Origin of the sequence: Streptococcus mitis, assembly GCF_003942685.1 — a bacterium.
GTDB lineage: Bacteria > Bacillota > Bacilli > Lactobacillales > Streptococcaceae > Streptococcus > Streptococcus mitis_CD.
Window position 1 is genome coordinate 218,554 of sequence record NZ_RJNR01000001.1, and the last position, 19,226, is coordinate 237,779.

Genomic DNA, 19,226 nt, shown 5'->3' on the forward strand with positions numbered 1-19,226 from the left:
AGGTGCTAAACTCTGGAGTCACCCAATCAGGTGGCTTTTTTGTTTGTGGCTTGGTTTTTTGATATAATAGAGCCATGAGTAGAATTTTAGATAATGAGATAATGGGGGACGAGGAGTTAGTAGAACGCACGCTCCGTCCTCAGTATTTACGTGAATATATTGGACAGGATAAGGTTAAGGACCAGCTTCAAATCTTTATAGAAGCTGCCAAAATGCGGGATGAAGCGCTAGATCATGTGCTCTTATTTGGACCTCCAGGCTTGGGGAAAACGACCATGGCTTTTGTTATTGCCAACGAACTAGGTGTCAATCTTAAGCAGACTTCGGGTCCAGTCATTGAAAAAGCTGGGGATTTGGTAGCGATTTTGAATGACTTAGAGCCTGGGGATGTCCTTTTTATTGATGAGATTCATCGCTTGCCCATGTCTGTGGAAGAGGTGCTTTATAGTGCCATGGAGGACTTCTACATTGATATCATGATTGGGGCTGGTGAAGGCAGTCGCAGTGTTCATTTGGAGTTGCCACCTTTTACCTTGATTGGTGCGACGACTCGGGCTGGTATGCTGTCAAATCCGCTACGGGCACGTTTTGGGATTACAGGTCATATGGAGTATTATGCCCATGCTGACTTGACGGAAATTGTTGAGCGGACGGCAGATATTTTTGAGATGAAAATCACTCATGAGGCAGCATCCGAGCTGGCCTTGCGTAGTCGTGGAACCCCTCGTATTGCCAATCGTCTTCTCAAGCGCGTGCGCGATTTTGCCCAGATAATGGGGAATGGGGTTATCGATGATCTTATTACCGATAAGGCTTTGACTATGCTGGATGTTGACCATGAAGGTTTGGACTATGTGGATCAAAAAATCCTTCGCACCATGATTGAGATGTACGGTGGTGGTCCCGTCGGCTTAGGAACTCTCTCTGTCAATATTGCCGAGGAGCGCGAGACGGTGGAAGACATGTATGAGCCTTACTTAATTCAAAAAGGTTTTATCATGCGGACACGTTCTGGACGGATGGCGACTGCTAAGGCATATGAGCATTTAGGTTATGAATACAGTGAAAAATGAGCAAGAAATTCTAGAGGCTTTTAGAGAAAATTCGGATATGATGCCTATTCTAGAAACTATCCGAAACCTTGGTCTGAAAGACTCGTGGTTGGCAGCAGGTTCTGTCAGAAATTTCATCTGGAATCTTTTGTCAGATAAATCCCCTTTTGACTGTGAAACGGATGTAGATGTAATTTTCTTTGATCCAGATATTTCTTATGAGGAAACCTTGTCCCTAGAGAAAAATCTGAGAGAGGACTTTCCTCAGTACCAGTGGGAATTGAAAAATCAAGTCTATATGCATCAGCACAGTCCTCATACTGCTCCCTATAGCAGCTCTTGTGATGCTATGAGTAAGTATCCAGAACGGTGTACGGCAGTTGGACTGCGCTTGAATGAAGAATCCGCTTTGGAACTCTATGCACCTTATGGTTTGGAGGATATTTTAAATTTTCAAGTTCGTCCAACTCCTCATTTTTTAGAGAATGAAGACCGAATGGAACTTTATCGAACACGTCTAACCAAGAAAAATTGGCAGGAGAAATGGAAAAATTTGATTTTTAAAAATACTTAAGGAAACTTTAAGCTAGGAAGTGTATACTAAGTCCATAAGTTAAGAAGACCTTAACTTAAACTCCTAAAACTTTTTCATAATAATCTCCCTATAAAAAAATAGAGTCGCCCAATCAGGCGGCTTATTTTTTTGGAAATGGGCTTTGTGCCTGAGAATAATACTCAATGAAAATCAAAGTGCAAACTAGGAAGCTAGCCGCAGGTTGCTCAAAACACTGTTTTGAGGTTGCAGATAGAGCTGACGTGGTTTGAATTTGATTTTCGAAGAGTATAAATAGCTTAGTGATAGAAGAAAATAGGGAAATATGGTATAATGAAACGATAGATTTTTGAATAGGAATAAGATCATGTTTGGATTTTTTAAGAAAGATAAGGCTGTGGAAGTAGAGGTTCCGACACAGGTTCCTGCTCATATCGGCATCATCATGGATGGCAATGGCCGTTGGGCTAAAAAACGTATGCAACCGCGAGTCTTCGGACATAAGGCGGGCATGGAAGCATTGCAAACTGTGACCAAAGCAGCTAACAAACTAGGCGTTAAGGTTATTACGGTCTATGCTTTTTCTACGGAAAACTGGACCCGTCCAGATCAGGAAGTCAAGTTTATCATGAACTTGCCAGTAGAGTTTTATGATAATTATGTCCCGGAATTGCATGCGAATAATGTTAAGATTCAAATGATTGGGGAAACGGACCGCCTGCCTAAGCAAACCTTTGAAGCTCTGACCAAGGCTGAGGAATTGACTAAGAACAACACAGGATTAATTCTGAATTTTGCCCTCAACTATGGTGGACGTGCTGAAATCACACAGGCTCTTAAGTTGATTTCCCAGGATATTTTAGATGCTAAAATCAACCCAGGTGACATCACAGAGGAATTGATTGGCAACTATCTCTTCACCCAGCATTTACCTAAGGAGTTACGAGACCCAGACTTGATTATTCGGACTAGTGGAGAATTGCGTTTGAGCAATTTCCTTCCATGGCAAGGAGCCTATAGTGAGCTCTATTTTACAGATACCTTATGGCCTGATTTTGACGAGGCGGCCTTGCAGGAAGCTATTCTTGCCTACAATCGTCGTCATCGCCGATTTGGAGGAGTTTAGGAGGAAATATGACACAGGATTTACAGAAAAGAACCTTGTTTGCAGGGATTGCCCTGGCTATTTTCCTACCAATTTTAATGATTGGTGGCCTCTTGCTTCAGATAGCAATTGGAATCATAGCCATGCTAGCCATGCATGAACTTTTGAAGATGAGAGGTCTAGAGACTATGACTATGGAGGGCCTCTTAACCCTCTTTGCAACCTTTGCTTTGACCATTCCCTTGGAGAATTATCTGACTTTTTTACCAGTTGATGGGAATGTGGTTGCCTATAGTGTTTTGATTTCAATCATGTTAGGAACGACCGTTTTTAGTAAGTCTTATACGATTGAGGACGCTGTTTTCCCTCTTGCTATGAGTTTCTATGTAGGCTTTGGATTTAATGCTTTACTAGATGCTCGCGTTGCAGGTTTAGATAAGGCTCTATTGGCCTTGTGCATCGTCTGGGCTACCGACAGTGGTGCCTATCTTGCTGGGATGAACTTTGGGAAACGGAAACTGGCTCCAACGGTTTCTCCAAATAAAACCTTTGAGGGTGCCTTGGGTGGTATTTTAGGCGCTATTTTAGTAACCATCATCTTTATGATGTTTGACAGAACAGTTGCTCTTCCGTATGGAATTTACAAGATGTCGGTCTTTGCTATTTTCTTTAGCATTGCTGGACAATTTGGTGATTTACTAGAAAGTTCGATCAAACGTCATTTTGGTGTCAAGGATTCTGGGAAATTTATCCCTGGACATGGTGGTGTTTTGGATCGTTTTGATAGTATGTTGCTTGTATTTCCAATCATGCACTTATTTGGACTCTTTTAATCAAAAGACGGAGGAAATACTATGCTCGGAATTTTAACCTTTATTCTGGTTTTCGGGATTATTGTGGTGGTGCACGAGTTTGGACACTTCTACTTTGCCAAGAAATCAGGGATTCTAGTGCGTGAATTTGCCATTGGTATGGGACCCAAGATCTTTGCTCACACTGGCAAGGATGGAACGGCCTATACCATTCGAATCTTGCCTCTGGGTGGCTATGTTCGCATGGCCGGTTGGGGTGATGATACAACTGAAATTAAGACAGGAACTCCTGTCAGTTTGACCCTTACTGATGATGGTAAGGTTAAACGCATCAATCTCTCAGGTAAAAAATTGGATCAAACAGCTCTTCCTATGCAGGTGACCCAGTTTGACTTTGAAGACAAGCTCTTTATCAAAGGATTGGTTCTGGAAGAAGAAAAAACTTTTGCAGTGGATCATGATGCAACGGTTGTGGAAGCAGACGGTACTGAGGTTCGGATTGCACCTTTAGATGTTCAATATCAAAATGCGACTATCTGGGGCAAACTGATTACCAACTTTGCAGGCCCTATGAACAACTTTATCTTAGGTGTCGTTGTTTTCTGGATTTTAATCTTTATGCAGGGTGGTGTCAGAGATGTCGATACCAACCAGTTCCATATTATGCCCCAAGGGGCCTTGGCTAAGGTGGGAGTGCCAGAAACAGCTCAGATTACCAAGATCGGCTCACATGAGGTTAGCAACTGGGAAAGTTTGATTCAGGCTGTGGAATCAGAAACCAAAGATAAGACGGCCCCGACCTTGGATGTGACTATTTCTGAAAAGGGTAGTGACAAACAAGTCACTGTTACTCCGGAAGAAAGTCAAGGCCGTTACCTTCTAGGTGTTCAACCGGGAATTAAGTCAGATTTTCTATCCATGTTTGTAGGTGGTTTTACAACTGCAGCCGACTCGGCTCTCCGAATCCTGTCAGAACTGAAAAATTTGATTTTCCAACCAGATTTGAACAAACTAGGTGGACCTGTTGCCATCTTTAAGGCAAGTAGTGATGCTGCTAAAAATGGAATTGAGAATGTCTTGTACTTCTTGGCAATAATTTCCATCAATATTGGGATTTTTAATCTTATTCCGATTCCAGCCCTGGATGGTGGTAAGATTGTGCTCAATATCCTAGAAGCCATTCGCCGCAAACCATTGAAACAAGAAATTGAAACCTATGTCACCTTGGCCGGAGTGGTCATCATGGTTGTCTTGATGATTGCTGTGACCTGGAATGACATCATGCGACTCTTTTTTAGATAATCGAGGAATATTATGAAACAAAGTAAAATGCCTATCCCAACGCTTCGCGAAATGCCAAGCGATGCTCAAGTTATCAGCCACGCTCTTATGTTGCGAGCTGGTTATGTTCGCCAAGTTTCAGCAGGCGTTTATTCTTACCTACCACTTGCTAACCGTGTGATTGAAAAAGCTAAAAACATCATGCGCCAAGAATTCGACAAGATTGGTGCCGTTGAGATGTTGGCTCCTGCCCTTCTTAGTGCAGAATTGTGGCGCGAATCAGGTCGTTATGAAACTTATGGTGAAGACCTTTACAAACTAAAAAACCGTGAAAAATCAGACTTCATTCTAGGTCCAACTCACGAAGAAACCTTTACAGCTATTGTCCGTGATTCTGTTAAGTCTTACAAGCAATTGCCACTCAACCTTTACCAAATCCAGCCTAAGTATCGTGATGAAAAACGCCCACGTAATGGACTTCTCCGTACACGTGAGTTCATCATGAAGGATGCTTACAGTTTTCACGCTAACTATGATAGCTTGGATAGTGTTTATGATGAGTACAAGGCTGCTTATGAGCGTATTTTCACTCGTAGTGGCTTAGACTTCAAGGCTATCATTGGTGACGGTGGAGCCATGGGTGGTAAGGACAGCCAAGAATTTATGGCCATTACACCTGCTCGTACAGACCTTGACCGCTGGGTTGTCTTGGACAAGTCAGTTGCCTCATTTGACGAAATTCCTGCAGAAGTGCAAGAAGAAATCAAGGCAGAATTGCTCAAATGGATGGTTTCTGGTGAAGATACCATTGCTTACTCAAGTGAATCTAGCTATGCGGCTAACTTAGAAATGGCAACAAACGAGTACAAACCAAGCAACCGTGTTGTCGCTGAAGAAGAAGTGACTCGTGTTGCAACGCCAGATGTTAAATCAATTGATGAAGTTGCAGCCTTCCTCAATGTTCCAGAAGAACAAACGATTAAAACCCTCTTCTACATGGCAGATGGTGAGCTTGTTGCAGCCCTTCTAGTTGGAAATGACCAACTCAACGAAGTCAAGTTGAAAAACCACTTGGGAGCAGATTTCTTTGACGTTGCTAGCGAAGAAGAAGTAGCAAGTGTTGTTCAAGCAGGTTTTGGTTCACTTGGCCCAGTTGGTTTGCCAGAGAATGTTAAAATTATTGCAGATCGTAAGGTGCAAGATGTTCGCAATGCAGTTGTCGGTGCTAACGAAGATGGCTACCACTTGACTGGTGTGAACCCAGGTCGTGATTTTACTGCAGAATATGTGGATATCCGTGAAGTTCGTGAGGGTGAAATTTCTCCAGACGGACAAGGTGTCCTTAACTTTGCGCGTGGTATCGAAATTGGTCACATCTTCAAACTCGGTACTCGCTATTCAGCAAGCATGGGAGCAGATGTTTTGGATGAAAATGGCCGTGCTGTGCCAATTATCATGGGATGTTACGGTATCGGTGTCAGCCGTCTCCTTTCAGCAGTGATGGAGCAACACGCTCGCCTCTTTGTTAATAAGACACCAAAAGGTGAATATCGTTACGCTTGGGGAATCAACTTCCCTAAAGAATTGGCCCCATTTGATGTGCACTTGATTACTGTCAATGTCAAGGATGAAGAAGCGCAAGCCTTGACAGAAAAGCTTGAAGCAAGCTTGATGGGAGCAGGTTACGAAGTCTTGACAGACGATCGTAACGAGCGTGTCGGAGTCAAATTCAGTGATAGCGACTTGATTGGATTGCCGATTCGTATCACTGTTGGGAAGAAAGCGGCCGATGGCATCGTAGAAGTGAAGATTAAAGCGACTGGTGACACCATCGAAGTTCATGCAGATAACTTGCTTGAAACGCTTGAAATTCTCAGCAAGAAATAAAAACTATAATCAGAAGAAAAACAAGGAAAAAATGTAACTAGTTTTTACCTTGTTTTTTCTGTATAATGGGAAAAATGACTAGATAAAGAGGTAAATGTATGCTAAGATTTCCAAAGGATTTTGTCTGGGGATCCTCTACTTCTGGACCACAAACAGAAGGACGTGTAGCCGGTGACGGTAAGGGAGATAATCTCTGGGATTATTGGTACCAAGTGGAGCCAAATCGTTACTATAATGGGATTGGTCCAGATAAAACATCAACCTTTTATGAAAATTGGGAAAAGGATATTGAGCTACTGTTAGAAACTGGTCACACGGCCTTTCGGACTTCTATTCAGTGGTCACGGATTTTTCCACAAGGGCGTGGGGAAGTCAATCCTCAAGGTGTAGACTTTTACCGTAAGGTTTTTGAGGCTATTAAGGATAAAGGGATTCGTCTTTTAGTCAATCTTTATCATTTTGATTTGCCTTTTGCTCTTCAAGAAGATGGTGATGGTTGGGAAAATAAGGCGACTGTCTCAGCCTATGAAGACTATACTCGTTTTTGTTTTGAGACTTATGGAGATTTAGTGGATCAATGGATTACCTTTAACGAGCCAATCGTTCCAGTGGAATTTGGCTATTTTTATGATGCCCATTATCCACATAAGGTGGATGCGGAAGCAGCCGTTAAAGTAGCCTATCATACACAATTGGCCAGCAGTCGTGCGGTCAAGGCCTGCCATGAACTCTTGCCTGATTCCAAGATTGGGATTGTCCTCAACTTGACACCGGCTTATCCACGTAGCCAGCATCCTGCTGATGTCAAGGCTGCTCGGATTGCGGATCTCTTTCAGGCCCAATCTTTCTTAGATCCATCTGTCTTGGGGACTTATCCACAGGAGTTGGTAGAAATCTTACATGAATACGGTCTCTTGCCTGATGCTACAGAGAAGGAGTTGAAGCTCATTCGTGACAATACAGTGGACTTCCTTGGTGTCAACTACTATCAACCTTTGCGTGTTATGGCGCCTCGATTTGCTAAGCATCCAGAGAGTCCACTCTTACCAGAACATTTTTACGAGCCTTATGTGATGCCTGGACGTAAAATCAATCCTCATCGTGGCTGGGAGATTTATGAACAAGGGATTTATGACATTGCCAAAAATATCAAGGAAAATTATGGCAATATTGAGTGGATGTTGACAGAGAATGGTATGGGTGTTGAAGGGGAAGAAAAATTCCGTGAGAATGGAATGATTCAAGATGATTATCGTATTGACTTTGTAAAAGGTCATCTTCGCGAACTTCACCGTGCTATTGAAGATGGAGCTAACTGTAAAGGATACTTAATCTGGACCTTTATTGATTGTTGGTCATGGCTCAACAGCTATAAAAATCGCTATGGTTTGGTCGAATTAGACTTGGCAACGCAAGAACGTCGTCTGAAGAAATCAGGGCACTGGTTCAAGGAGTTAAGCGATAATAATGGATTTTAAAAAGGACTCTGACTGATTATCCTAATTGGTCAGAGTTTTTTTGATTTCAGGAAGTTGATTTGAACTATACCAATTTTTACTCTTGACAAGTGAAAGAAACAAGTATATACTGTTTTTGCTGATTCTATAAAAGAGGAATCAGACTATACCAATTTTAAGGAGAAAGCACAGCTGGTCTGTGTCGTATATACTATGTGTGGAATTGTTGGTGTTGTTGGAAACACAAATGCAACTGATATTTTGATTCAAGGGCTTGAAAAGCTCGAATACCGTGGCTATGATTCTGCGGGAATTTTTGTCCTAGGTGGTGCTGAAAACCACCTAGTCAAGGCTGTAGGCCGTATCGCAGAATTGTCTGCCAAGACAACTGGTGTTGAGGGAACGACTGGTATCGGACATACTCGTTGGGCAACTCATGGGAAACCAACTGAAGATAATGCTCACCCACATCGCTCTGAGACAGAACGTTTTGTCTTGGTTCACAATGGAGTGATTGAGAACTACCTTGAAATCAAGGAAGAATACCTTGCAGGTCACCACTTCAAAGGGCAAACAGATACAGAAATCGCCGTTCACTTGATTGGAAAATTTGCAGAAGAAGATGGCTTGTCAGTTCTTGAAGCCTTCAAAAAAGCTCTTCACATCATCCGTGGTTCTTATGCCTTTGCCTTGGTTGACTCACAAAATCCTGAAGTCATCTACGTAGCTAAAAATAAATCACCACTCTTGATTGGTCTTGGGGAAGGCTACAACATGGTCTGCTCAGACGCCATGGCTATGATTCGTGAAACCAACCGATACATGGAAATTTATGACCAAGAGTTGGTAATCGTCAAGGCTGATAGCGTAGAAGTTCAAGATTATGATGGCAACAGCCGTGAACGTGCTAGCTATACTGCAGAACTTGACTTGTCAGATATCGGTAAGGGAACTTATCCTTACTACATGCTCAAGGAAATCGATGAGCAACCAACAGTGATGCGTAAGTTGATCCAAGCCTACACAGATGAGTTTGGTCAAGTTGTCGTAGACCCAGCTATCATCAAGGCTGTTCAAGACGCAGACCGTATCTACATTCTTGCAGCTGGAACATCTTACCACGCAGGATTTGCTTCTAAGAAAATGTTGGAAGAATTGACAGATACACCAGTTGAACTTGGAATCTCATCTGAGTGGGGCTACGGTATGCCACTTCTCAGCAAGAAACCACTTTTCATCTTTATCAGCCAGTCTGGTGAAACAGCGGATAGCCGTCAGGTTTTGGTCAAGGCTAATGAAATGGGAATCCCAAGCTTGACAGTGACAAACGTCCCAGGTTCAACTCTTTCTCGTGAAGCTAACCATACCATGCTCCTTCACGCAGGACCTGAAATTGCCGTGGCATCAACTAAAGCCTATACAGCACAAATTGCAGCCCTTGCCTTTCTTGCAAAAGCAGTAGGAGAAGCAAATGGTAATGCTAAAGCGCAAGCCTTTGACCTGATTCATGAGTTGTCAATCGTAGCTCAGTCTATCGAATCTACTCTTTCAGAGAAAGAAGACATTGAAGCCAAGGTTCGTGAGCTTCTTGAAACAACTCGTAACGCCTTTTACATCGGACGTGGTCAAGATTACTACGTAGCCATGGAAGCAAGTCTCAAACTCAAAGAGATTTCTTACATCCAGTGTGAAGGCTTTGCGGCAGGAGAACTCAAGCACGGAACTATTGCCTTGATTGAAGAAGGAACGCCTGTTTTGTCCCTCTTGTCAGATCCAGTTCTTGCCAACCACACTCGTGGAAATATCCAAGAGGTGGCAGCTCGCGGTGCCAAAGTCCTCACTATCGCAGAAGAAAATGTTGCCAAAGATACAGATGATATCGTCCTTACGACCGTCCACCCTTACCTCTCACCAATTTCAATGGTCGTACCAACGCAATTAGTCGCTTACTTTGCAACCCTACACCGTGGTCTTGATGTGGATAAACCACGTAACCTTGCTAAATCAGTAACGGTAGAATAAGCTAAAAAAGTCTAGTTATCTAGGCTTTTTCTTGTGAGCAAATCGGTTGCTTGTAGTCAAGTTTCGTGTTATACTCTTCGAAAATCAAATTCAAACCATGTCAGCTTCTATCTGCAACCTCAAAACATTGTTTTGAGCAGCCTGCGGCTAGCTTTCTAGTTTGCTCTTTGATTTTCATTGAGTGTTAGGATAATTTTTCAAATTGCAGGAAAGAAATAGACGGGGAGAATCACAATAGAAGAATTGGGAATTTCAACATTTGGGGAAACAACGGTGCTTGAAGGGGTTCTTTCACGGAATCTTTTCCCTTGTTTGGCTATGACTTGAAAGACTACGAAGCCCTTTTTGATGAGAAATTAGATTTGCTCCAGTTAGTCAATGAGAAGACCAAGTTAGACTGGCAAGGGCGATTGACTCAAACAATCTCTGGCAAAGAAGTCTATCCTCGTCCAGTTCAGGACAAATTACCCTTGTGGATAGCGACAGGTGGTCATGTCGAATCAACAGTGAAGATTGCTCAGGCTGGTCTACCGATTGTCTATGCAATTATTGGTGGCAATCCGCGTTATTTTAAAAAGTTGATTCAGGCTTATCGTGAGATTGGGAGCGAAGCGGGCCATGCTAGTCATGAACTAAAGGTTGGGGCTCATTCTTGGAGCTGGATTGCTGAAGATGGCGAGCAGGCGGTGAAAGATTATTTTCATCCGACCAAGCAAGTGGTGGATGCTATTTCCAAAGACCGTCCACACTGGCAGGGATTGCGTTATGAGCAATATTTGGAGCAAGTTGGGCCAAATGGTGCTATGTTTGTGGGCAATCCAGATCAGGTAGCAGAAAAATTGATTCGCATGATTGAAGACTTAGGTTTGGACCGCTTTATGTTGCACTTACCTCTTGGTTCTATGCCTCATGATCAAGTTCTAAGAGCTATTAAACTTTTCGGAACGCAAGTGGCTCCAAAAGTTCGAGCTTACTTTGCCATGAAAGAGGCTTAATAAAAACTACTCAAATTTATTATGACGATAAATATTGTACAAAAATCAATCCCCCGAGCGTCAAGGCTTGGGGGATTTTTCTATAGGAGGGCTAGTTTAGTTCTCTTTTTTGTTTTTTAGTAAGAACCCGAGACCTAGAAGGGCAAGAATGCTGATTCCTGCAAACAGGAGTTTGTGATCGTTTTTGGTTCCTGTATTTGGAAGTTCAGCTTGTTTAGCTAGGGGTGCAGCTATATTTTCCTTGCTAGAGTTATCTACCGATTCGTTTTGAACAGCTTCTTGTACAGATGATGCTTGTGTTTCTTGTGCTGGTTGTTCAGTATGTGGATCAGTTGTAGCTTTGCTAGGTTTATGATCCGCATCTGCTACTTTTGCATCTGGTTTTGCAGAATCAGGTTTAGCCTGTGGAGCTGGATTTTGATGTTCCGGTTTGACGACTCGGTTTGGAATATTGTCTTGGCCGTTATTTTGACTTTGCTCTTGTGTTAAGCTAGAAAGATCAAATTCTGGTTTTTCTTCCACAGCTGGGGCAACGATGGCACCGCCTTGAGAGATTCGAAGAACAGTGGCTGTAAGGGCATTTAATTTCAAACCTTTTTCAGTCCATTCAAGCCCTTTAGGGTTGGCAATTCCGACTGGTCCTGCTTGATTTTCATCTGCTAAAACTTCAGCATTTCTGAGGTGGGCAAAGGCAGTTCCTAAATTAAATTCGCGAGCTTTTTCGTCCGCATTGACAAAGACTGCATAGATATCACCGTTTGGAGCAGTGATTTGGTAGCCAATCACCACGTCCTCTTTTTCCACACCATTTTGGCCTGGGATAGTGATGAGGTGGACACGGTCTTTGATATCTTGAAGACTCTTAAGTCGGAAGGCATCTGTAGATTGACGAAGGGCAATCAAACCTTTCATATAGTCACGGCTCTTGACATTTTCAGGATAAGCTTTACCATCTGTAGCCTTAGTCCAGTCAAACTTATTGATAGCATCACTAGAGTCGTAAGAGTCATGGATGAAGTAAGGATAGTCAAATGGATTGCCGTCCTTATCACGCAACAAGTGAGATTTGTTTGGAACCTTGTCTTCTGCTACTGGGGTCTTGTAGGCTGGGTCACGGAATTGTTTGGTGCGTCCGTATTCCTGACCAGAGTGGATAAATGGAGTTCCTTGAGCTGTCAAGACCATGAGGTTTCCAAGTCGCAAACGACGATGGATTTCAGCATAGTTTTCAGCCTTGCTTGGGTCTTTTTTAATAGACTGGGCAATGATGTCAAAGAGGGTCAAGTTATCATGGGCTGCGATGTATTGGATGACATCTCCAGGGCTGTCTGCTTCAAAGTTAGTTGGTTGAGCAATCAGATTTTTAAAGATAGTGTTGATATCACGCTTACCACCCGTGATAAAGGCAGGTTGACCTTCATTTGGATAACCAGACTTGAGGTTGTTACGGATGTCATCTGAAAATACAGCGACAGTATCGGTATGTTTCATCCAATCTTGGTCAGCAGCTTTAGTAGGCATATTTTCATCACCAGCATAGGTTCTCCAACCTTCACCAAGCATGATAAGATTTGGATTGAGGGCGCGTGCAGCCTTGTAAGCTTCTTCGATAGAAGCTGCATCATGGTCTCCCATCATATCGAAGCGGAATCCATCTACTTTGTAAGTATCAACCAGATATTTGATAGAGTCAACTAGGAGACGTTTGGTCATATGGTGGGTTGTCCCCAAGCGTCCACCACCAAAGCTAGTTCGTGGTGTTCCATCAGCATCCATAAAGTGGTAGTAATTTGGCTCTAGGTCTTCAAAGATATTGACTTTGGCTGTGTGGTTATAAACGACATCTAGGATAGCTCCCATGCCACGTTTGTGGATTTCGTTGATGAGGTTTTTAAATTCTGCGATTCGTTTCTCTGGATTCTTAGGATCGCTTGAGTACATACCAGTCAATGAGAAGTAGTTTTGAGGGTCATATCCCCAGTTGTAGTTGCTATTGCTTGAAGCATAGTCAGACAAGCGTTCATGGTTTTTCAATTCATTGACAAAGTAGTAAGACAAGACTGGAAGGAGCTGGATGTGGGTTACACCCAAGTCTTTGAGGTAATCTAGTTTTTCGATAAAGGCTTCAAAAGTACCAAATGGTTTGGTCAAGTCTTTTGCAATGGCCGGATCTGAAGTGAAGTCACGCACATGAGCTTCATAGATAACGGCATCTTCACGAGTCTTGAAGTTGTGGAGCTTACCATAAGTCAAGTCTTGAGGTCCTAGTTTGGCTGGATCTACAAAGGCAGCTTTAGCCACTTTATGGGCATCATCGATCTTGGCATCGTCACTATTCCAAGCAGCGAGAGATTTAGCGTAAGGATCGAGTGCAAGAACAGTTTTACCCTGACGCTCGATTTGGTATTGATAATAGTATCCAGTGAAATCTGTGATTCCTAGTTTGTTTGTGCTATCTAGAGTTTGTTTCCAAGTCCCTCTTTCTCCTTTTTCAAGAGCGACAGTTCCAACTACTTTGTTAGGGTCATTTTTGTCGTAGACAACAACAGAAACCTTATCAGCACTTGGTGACCAGAGGGTCAAATCAACCTGTTTTCCTTCTTCTTTGAGGTCAGCTCCAAGCTTGCCATCATAGCTGTAAGTCTCATCTTTCAGACGCCAGCTTGTTTTGGTAGTGAATTGGTCGGAATTGTAGCTAACAGTATAGGGATGTTTTGTGTCAGAGAAATCTCCGCTGTAAGTTACTTTCTTACCAGCTTCGTCGATTGCAACATCGGTAATAGTTACCTTGTTTCCTAGGTGATTAGTGATGTTGGAGTGCTTGAGAATATCTTCTTTTTTGGCACCGACCAGTGTTGAAAAGCTACTTTCAATGCTAGAAGTTCCTACGTGCTGAGCCCCTGTCATTCGGATATCGTGGACATAGTATGGATTTGTGTAGATTGATTCGTCATCGTCTTTGAGGAAGATTTGGCTATGATTTTTCAAATCTGTGAACTTATAATCTTCTTTACGGATTTTCACATCGTCTCCTTGTTTGCTTCTGTCTAGTAATAAAAATCCAAGGTCTTTAGCTGCATCTTTGAGTGGAATATCGATATAGCGACCATATTTGCCTGTAGCCGTAAAGTCTGTTCCGTTAGGCCATTCACCACTACTTGGCTCCTTCACATCTCCCCAGTACCAGAGAGATTTCTTGTCGTAGTTGCCATCTGTGCGGTAGTAGTTGACACGGATAGTTCCTGCAGGTTGTGGCTCGTAAGAGAAAACCTTGTAATCTTGGTCTAACCAAGCCTCATTCATCTTTGGTGCTAGTTTTTCGGCCGATTTATCGCCGGTTAGATTTTTTCCAGCTGTATTATTGATGAGGAAGCTAATTTTCTTGGCTTGTTCTCCCTTTAATTTGACATCTAGGTAGTAGCCATAGTCATCTTTTTTGGCATCCTTGAAGGACAAGGCTCCGTTAGGCCAATTTTCAGAAGGTTTTTCAACATCGTCCCAAGTCCATAGTCCTTGAGCATCCTTGTTTTCTTCAGGAAGTTTTTTGACATGGATACGGAAGTAGTTGTCTTCGATTGGCTCTTCTGCCTTAGTTTCAGTCGTTACTGGACTAGTAGAAGTCGTTGGCTCACTTGAACGATCTTGTCCAGTTTGTGGTGCTGAATCGGCTGGGCTTGAAACAGGAGTTGCTGGCTCTGTTGCAGGTTTTTCTTCTTTTTTCTCCAGGGAAGCGTTTGCATTATTAGTTGAAGAAAAATCGCTTTCGTTCTTGCCAGCGATGTTTGCTGTATCAGTAAGAGGTTGGGCAAGTGCAGTAGTGGTTTCATTACTAGTTCCCTTATTGCTTGTAGTATTTTCGTTGGCTGAAATAGTTGGTGTAGCCATGGCAAGCAGAACAAGGCTTGCTCCAATAAGGACAGAACCAGTTCCATTTTTGAGGGAACGGATGCTGTAAACCATTTTTTTCTCAGTGTGAGATGGTGTTTTTCTCATAATGATTCTCCAATCAATAAATTTCTATATCAGTATAGCACTTAGTAAAAGAATATGCAAGCGTTTTCCTGAAACTAAAATAAAAGAAAAATCGCAACAGATTTTGTTACGATTTAGCTAGTCTTTCTAATAGGAAAAGATTTTGTCAAAAATTCGTCAATCCCCTTGAAAAATCTAGCTAAATAGGGTATAATATGAATAATCATTTGTCGTAGGTTTTGTCTGAAATATTGTCCAGACAAGGCTCACAGCAGTTAAATCTTCTGAAAAAGTCAGATTTAGCTGCTCTTTTTGTGCTTTTTTTCAGGATTTTGAGTACTTGTAACAAAGACTTAAAGATTCTGAAAATTTATCAAGAGGACACGGTGATAGGGGTTTTTAAAACCATATGACGATTAGAAAAGCCTGATTGACAAGGCTTGGAACTTATTTACAAAGGAGAATCATCTTGGCAGGACATGACGTTCAATACGGGAAACATCGTACCCGTCGTAGTTTTTCAAGAATCAAAGAAGTTCTTGACTTACCAAATTTGATTGAAATTCAAACTGACTCATTCAAAGATTTCCTAGACCATGGTCTGAAGGAAGTGTTTGAAGATGTATTGCCAATTTCAAACTTCACAGACACAATGGAGTTGGAATTTGTTGGATATGAAATCAAGGAACCAAAATACACGCTAGAAGAGGCTCGTATCCACGATGCTAGCTACTCAGCACCAATTTTTGTAACCTTCCGCTTGATCAATAAAGAAACAGGCGAAATCAAGACCCAAGAAGTTTTCTTTGGTGATTTCCCAATCATGACAGAAATGGGTACTTTCATCATCAATGGTGGTGAACGTATCATCGTATCTCAGTTGGTCCGCTCACCAGGTGTTTACTTTAACGATAAAGTTGATAAAAACGGTAAAGTGGGCTACGGTTCAACTGTTATCCCTAACCGTGGAGCTTGGTTGGAACTTGAAAGTGACTCAAAAGATATCGCCTACACTCGTATCGACCGTACTCGTAAGATTCCATTTACAACCTTGGTTCGTGCACTTGGTTTCTCAGGTGACGATGAAATCTTTGATATCTTTGGTGACAGCGAATTGGTTCGCAACACTGTTGAAAAAGATATCCACAAGAACCCAATGGACTCTCGTACAGACGAAGCCTTGAAAGAAATTTACGAACGCCTTCGTCCAGGTGAGCCTAAGACTGCTGAAAGTTCACGTAGCTTGCTTGTGGCTCGTTTCTTTGACCCACGTCGCTATGACCTAGCAGCAGTTGGTCGTTACAAGATCAATAAAAAACTCAATGTTAAAACACGCTTGCTTAACCAAACTATTGCTGAGCCATTGGTAGACCCTGAAACAGGCGAAATCTTGGTAGAAGCTGGTACAATCATGACTCGTAGCGTGATTGAAAGTATTGAAAGCCATTTGGATGGCGACTTGAACAAGATTGTCTACATTCCAAATGATGCAGCCGTTGTGACTGAGCCAGTTGTTCTTCAAAAATTCAAGGTTGTTGCTCCAACTGATCCAGACCGTGTTGTAACTATTATTGGTAATGCTAATCCAGATGACAAGGTTCGTATCGTCACTCCTGCAGATATCCTTGCTGAGATGAGCTACTTCCTCAACTTGGCTGAAGGACTTGGTCGTGTAGATGATATCGACCATCTTGGAAACCGTCGTATCCGTGCAGTTGGTGAATTGCTTGCTAACCAAGTACGTCTTGGACTTTCTCGTATGGAACGTAATGTCCGTGAACGTATGTCTGTTCAAGATAATGAAGTCTTGACACCACAACAAATCATCAATATTCGTCCTGTAACAGCTGCGGTTAAAGAATTCTTTGGTTCATCACAGTTGTCACAGTTCATGGACCAACACAACCCGCTTTCTGAGTTGTCTCACAAACGCCGTTTGTCAGCCTTAGGACCTGGTGGTTTGACACGTGACCGCGCTGGATATGAAGTACGTGACGTGCACTACACTCACTACGGCCGTATGTGTCCAATCGAGACACCTGAAGGACCTAACATCGGTTTGATCAATAACTTGTCATCTTACGGACACTTGAATAAGTATGGCTTTGTTCAAACACCATACCGTAAAGTTGACCGTGAAACAGGTGTTGTTACGAATGAAATCGTTTGGTTGACAGCCGATGAAGAAGATGAATTTACTGTAGCACAGGCTAATTCTCGTCTGAATGAAGATGGAACATTTGCCGAGAAAGTTGTCATGGGACGTCACCAAGGGGTCAACCAAGAGTATCCAGCTAATGTTGTTGACTATATGGACGTATCACCAAAACAGGTAGTTGCCGTTGCGACAGCATGTATTCCTTTCTTGGAAAACGATGACTCCAACCGTGCCCTTATGGGAGCCAACATGCAACGTCAGGCTGTACCATTGATTAATCCTAAAGCACCTTACGTTGGTACTGGTATGGAATATCAAGCAGCCCACGATTCAGGAGCTGCTGTGATTGCTCAGTATGATGGTAAAGTTACTTACGCAGATGCTGACAAGGTAGAAGTTCGTCGTGAAGATGGTTCATTGGATGTTTATCACATCCAAAAATTCCGTCGTTCAAACTCAGGTACTGCTTACAACCAACGCACTCTCGTAAAAGTTGGAGATGTCGTTGAAAAAGGCGATTTCATTGCTGACGGACCTTCTATGGAAAATGGAGAAATGGCGCTTGGACAAAACCCAATCGTTGCCTACATGACTTGGGAAGGTTACAACTTTGAGGATGCCGTTATCATGAGCGAACGCTTGGTCAAAGACGATGTCTACACATCTGTCCACCTTGAAGAATACGAATCAGAAACACGCGATACAAAGCTTGGGCCTGAAGAAATCACTCGCGAAATTCCAAACGTTGGTGAAGATGCCCTTAAAGACCTTGACGAAATGGGTATTATCCGTATCGGTGCTGAGGTTAAAGAAGGTGATATCCTTGTAGGAAAAGTAACACCTAAGGGTGAGAAAGACCTTTCAGCTGAAGAACGTCTCTTGCACGCTATCTTCGGAGATAAATCTCGTGAAGTGCGTGATACTTCTCTTCGTGTACCACACGGTGCCGATGGTGTCGTTCGTGATGTTAAGATCTTTACACGTGCAAATGGAGATGAACTGCAATCAGGTGTTAATATGCTGGTTCGCGTTTACATCGCTCAAAAACGTAAGATCAAGGTCGGAGATAAGATGGCCGGACGCCACGGAAATAAAGGGGTTGTCTCTCGTATCGTTCCTGTAGAAGACATGCCTTACCTTCCAGATGGGACTCCAGTCGATATCATGCTTAACCCACTTGGGGTACCATCACGTATGAATATCGGTCAGGTTATGGAGCTTCACCTTGGTATGGCTGCTCGTACTCTTGGTATTCACATCGCAACACCAGTCTTTGACGGAGCAAGTTCTGAAGACCTTTGGTCAACTGTTAAAGAAGCAGGTATGGATAGCGATGCCAAAACAATCCTTTACGATGGACGTACTGGGGAACCGTTTGATAACCGTGTTTCTGTCGGAGTCATGTACATGATCAAACTTCACCACATGGTTGACGATAAATTGCACGCGCGTTCTGTCGGACCTTACTCAACTGTTACCCAACAACCACTCGGAGGTAAAGCTCAGTTTGGAGGACAACGTTTTGGTGAGATGGAGGTTTGGGCTCTTGAAGCCTATGGTGCGTCAAATGTTCTTCAAGAAATCTTGACTTACAAGTCTGACGATATCAACGGACGTTTGAAAGCCTATGAAGCTATTACAAAAGGAAAACCAATTCCAAAACCAGGTGTTCCAGAATCCTTCCGAGTTCTTGTCAAAGAATTGCAATCTCTTGGTCTTGACATGCGTGTCCTAGACGAAGATGACCAAGAAGTGGAACTTCGCGACTTGGATGAAGGAATGGACGAAGATGTCATCCACGTAGATGACCTTGAAAAAGCCCGCGAAAAAGCAGCACAAGAGGCTAAAGCAGCCTTTGAAGCTGAAGAAGCTGAGAAAGCAACAAAAGCGGAAGCAACAGAAGAAGCTGCTGAATAAGAAAAAGCAGTTCAC

Annotated in this window: 10 protein-coding genes and 1 pseudogene; 10 read left to right on the forward strand and 1 reads right to left on the reverse strand. The window is 42.8% G+C overall.

Annotation, left to right across the window (positions count from 1 at the left end):
• Positions 1 to 74 precede the first annotated feature (74 nt).
• From ruvB to D8855_RS01180, 9 genes and pseudogenes are all read left to right on the forward strand, one after another.
• Positions 75 to 1,073, forward strand: coding sequence for a Holliday junction branch migration DNA helicase RuvB (ruvB, locus tag D8855_RS01135; protein ID WP_080976073.1), 999 nt, complete (start codon positions 75 to 77; stop codon positions 1,071 to 1,073).
• Positions 1,054 to 1,626: a nucleotidyltransferase family protein gene (locus tag D8855_RS01140; protein ID WP_049487417.1), complete on the forward strand. Its 573-nt coding sequence runs from the start codon at positions 1,054 to 1,056 to the stop codon at positions 1,624 to 1,626. Before ruvB ends, D8855_RS01140 begins: the two co-directional genes overlap by 20 nt.
• Before the next feature lie 346 nt (positions 1,627 to 1,972).
• Positions 1,973 to 2,731, forward strand: a complete 759-nt coding sequence (locus tag D8855_RS01150) for an isoprenyl transferase (RefSeq protein WP_049487418.1) — start codon at positions 1,973 to 1,975, stop codon at positions 2,729 to 2,731.
• A gap of 8 nt (positions 2,732 to 2,739) precedes the next feature.
• Positions 2,740 to 3,543: a phosphatidate cytidylyltransferase gene (locus D8855_RS01155; RefSeq protein ID WP_049487419.1), complete on the forward strand. Its 804-nt coding sequence runs from the start codon at positions 2,740 to 2,742 to the stop codon at positions 3,541 to 3,543.
• Between the two features lie 21 nt (positions 3,544 to 3,564).
• On the forward strand, positions 3,565 to 4,824 hold the full coding sequence (rseP, locus tag D8855_RS01160; RefSeq protein WP_049510956.1) for an RIP metalloprotease RseP: 1,260 nt from the start codon (positions 3,565 to 3,567) through the stop codon (positions 4,822 to 4,824).
• Positions 4,825 to 4,836: 12 nt separating this feature from the next.
• On the forward strand, positions 4,837 to 6,690 hold the full coding sequence (locus D8855_RS01165) for a proline--tRNA ligase (protein WP_115904511.1): 1,854 nt from the start codon (positions 4,837 to 4,839) through the stop codon (positions 6,688 to 6,690).
• 98 nt (positions 6,691 to 6,788) lie between these two features.
• Positions 6,789 to 8,168, forward strand: coding sequence for a 6-phospho-beta-glucosidase (bglA, locus tag D8855_RS01170; protein ID WP_125415560.1), 1,380 nt, complete (start codon positions 6,789 to 6,791; stop codon positions 8,166 to 8,168).
• Positions 8,169 to 8,360: 192 nt separating this feature from the next.
• Entirely contained in the window at positions 8,361 to 10,169 is a 1,809-nt protein-coding gene (gene glmS / locus D8855_RS01175; RefSeq protein ID WP_125415562.1) for a glutamine--fructose-6-phosphate transaminase (isomerizing), read from the forward strand.
• Between the two features lie 281 nt (positions 10,170 to 10,450).
• Positions 10,451 to 11,164: pseudogene (locus tag D8855_RS01180) on the forward strand (LLM class flavin-dependent oxidoreductase); the annotation flags it as partial.
• A gap of 96 nt (positions 11,165 to 11,260) precedes the next feature.
• On the opposite strand, the gene D8855_RS01185 reads toward D8855_RS01180, so the two are convergent.
• Positions 11,261 to 15,157, reverse strand: a complete 3,897-nt coding sequence (locus D8855_RS01185) for a pullulanase (protein ID WP_125415564.1) — start codon at positions 15,155 to 15,157, stop codon at positions 11,261 to 11,263.
• 448 nt (positions 15,158 to 15,605) lie between these two features.
• Between D8855_RS01185 and rpoB the strand changes: the two genes are divergently transcribed.
• Positions 15,606 to 19,211 carry a DNA-directed RNA polymerase subunit beta gene (gene rpoB / locus D8855_RS01190; RefSeq protein ID WP_120769758.1) on the forward strand — a complete coding sequence of 1,202 codons (3,606 nt, stop codon included), beginning with the start codon at positions 15,606 to 15,608 and terminating at the stop codon, positions 19,209 to 19,211.
• Positions 19,212 to 19,226: the final 15 nt, after the last annotated feature.

Bases quoted from the DNA above. Each gene is read 5' to 3' on its own strand.
- ruvB (WP_080976073.1), top strand. From the start codon at position 75: ATGAGTAGAATTTTAGATAATGAGATAATGGGGGACGAGGAGTTAGTA.
- D8855_RS01140 (WP_049487417.1), top strand. From the start codon at position 1,054: ATGAATACAGTGAAAAATGAGCAAGAAATTCTAGAGGCTTTTAGAGAA.
- D8855_RS01150 (WP_049487418.1), top strand. From the start codon at position 1,973: ATGTTTGGATTTTTTAAGAAAGATAAGGCTGTGGAAGTAGAGGTTCCG.
- D8855_RS01155 (WP_049487419.1), top strand. From the start codon at position 2,740: ATGACACAGGATTTACAGAAAAGAACCTTGTTTGCAGGGATTGCCCTG.
- rseP (WP_049510956.1), top strand. From the start codon at position 3,565: ATGCTCGGAATTTTAACCTTTATTCTGGTTTTCGGGATTATTGTGGTG.
- D8855_RS01165 (WP_115904511.1), top strand. From the start codon at position 4,837: ATGAAACAAAGTAAAATGCCTATCCCAACGCTTCGCGAAATGCCAAGC.
- bglA (WP_125415560.1), top strand. From the start codon at position 6,789: ATGCTAAGATTTCCAAAGGATTTTGTCTGGGGATCCTCTACTTCTGGA.
- glmS (WP_125415562.1), top strand. From the start codon at position 8,361: ATGTGTGGAATTGTTGGTGTTGTTGGAAACACAAATGCAACTGATATT.
- D8855_RS01185 (WP_125415564.1), bottom strand. From the start codon at position 15,157: ATGAGAAAAACACCATCTCACACTGAGAAAAAAATGGTTTACAGCATC.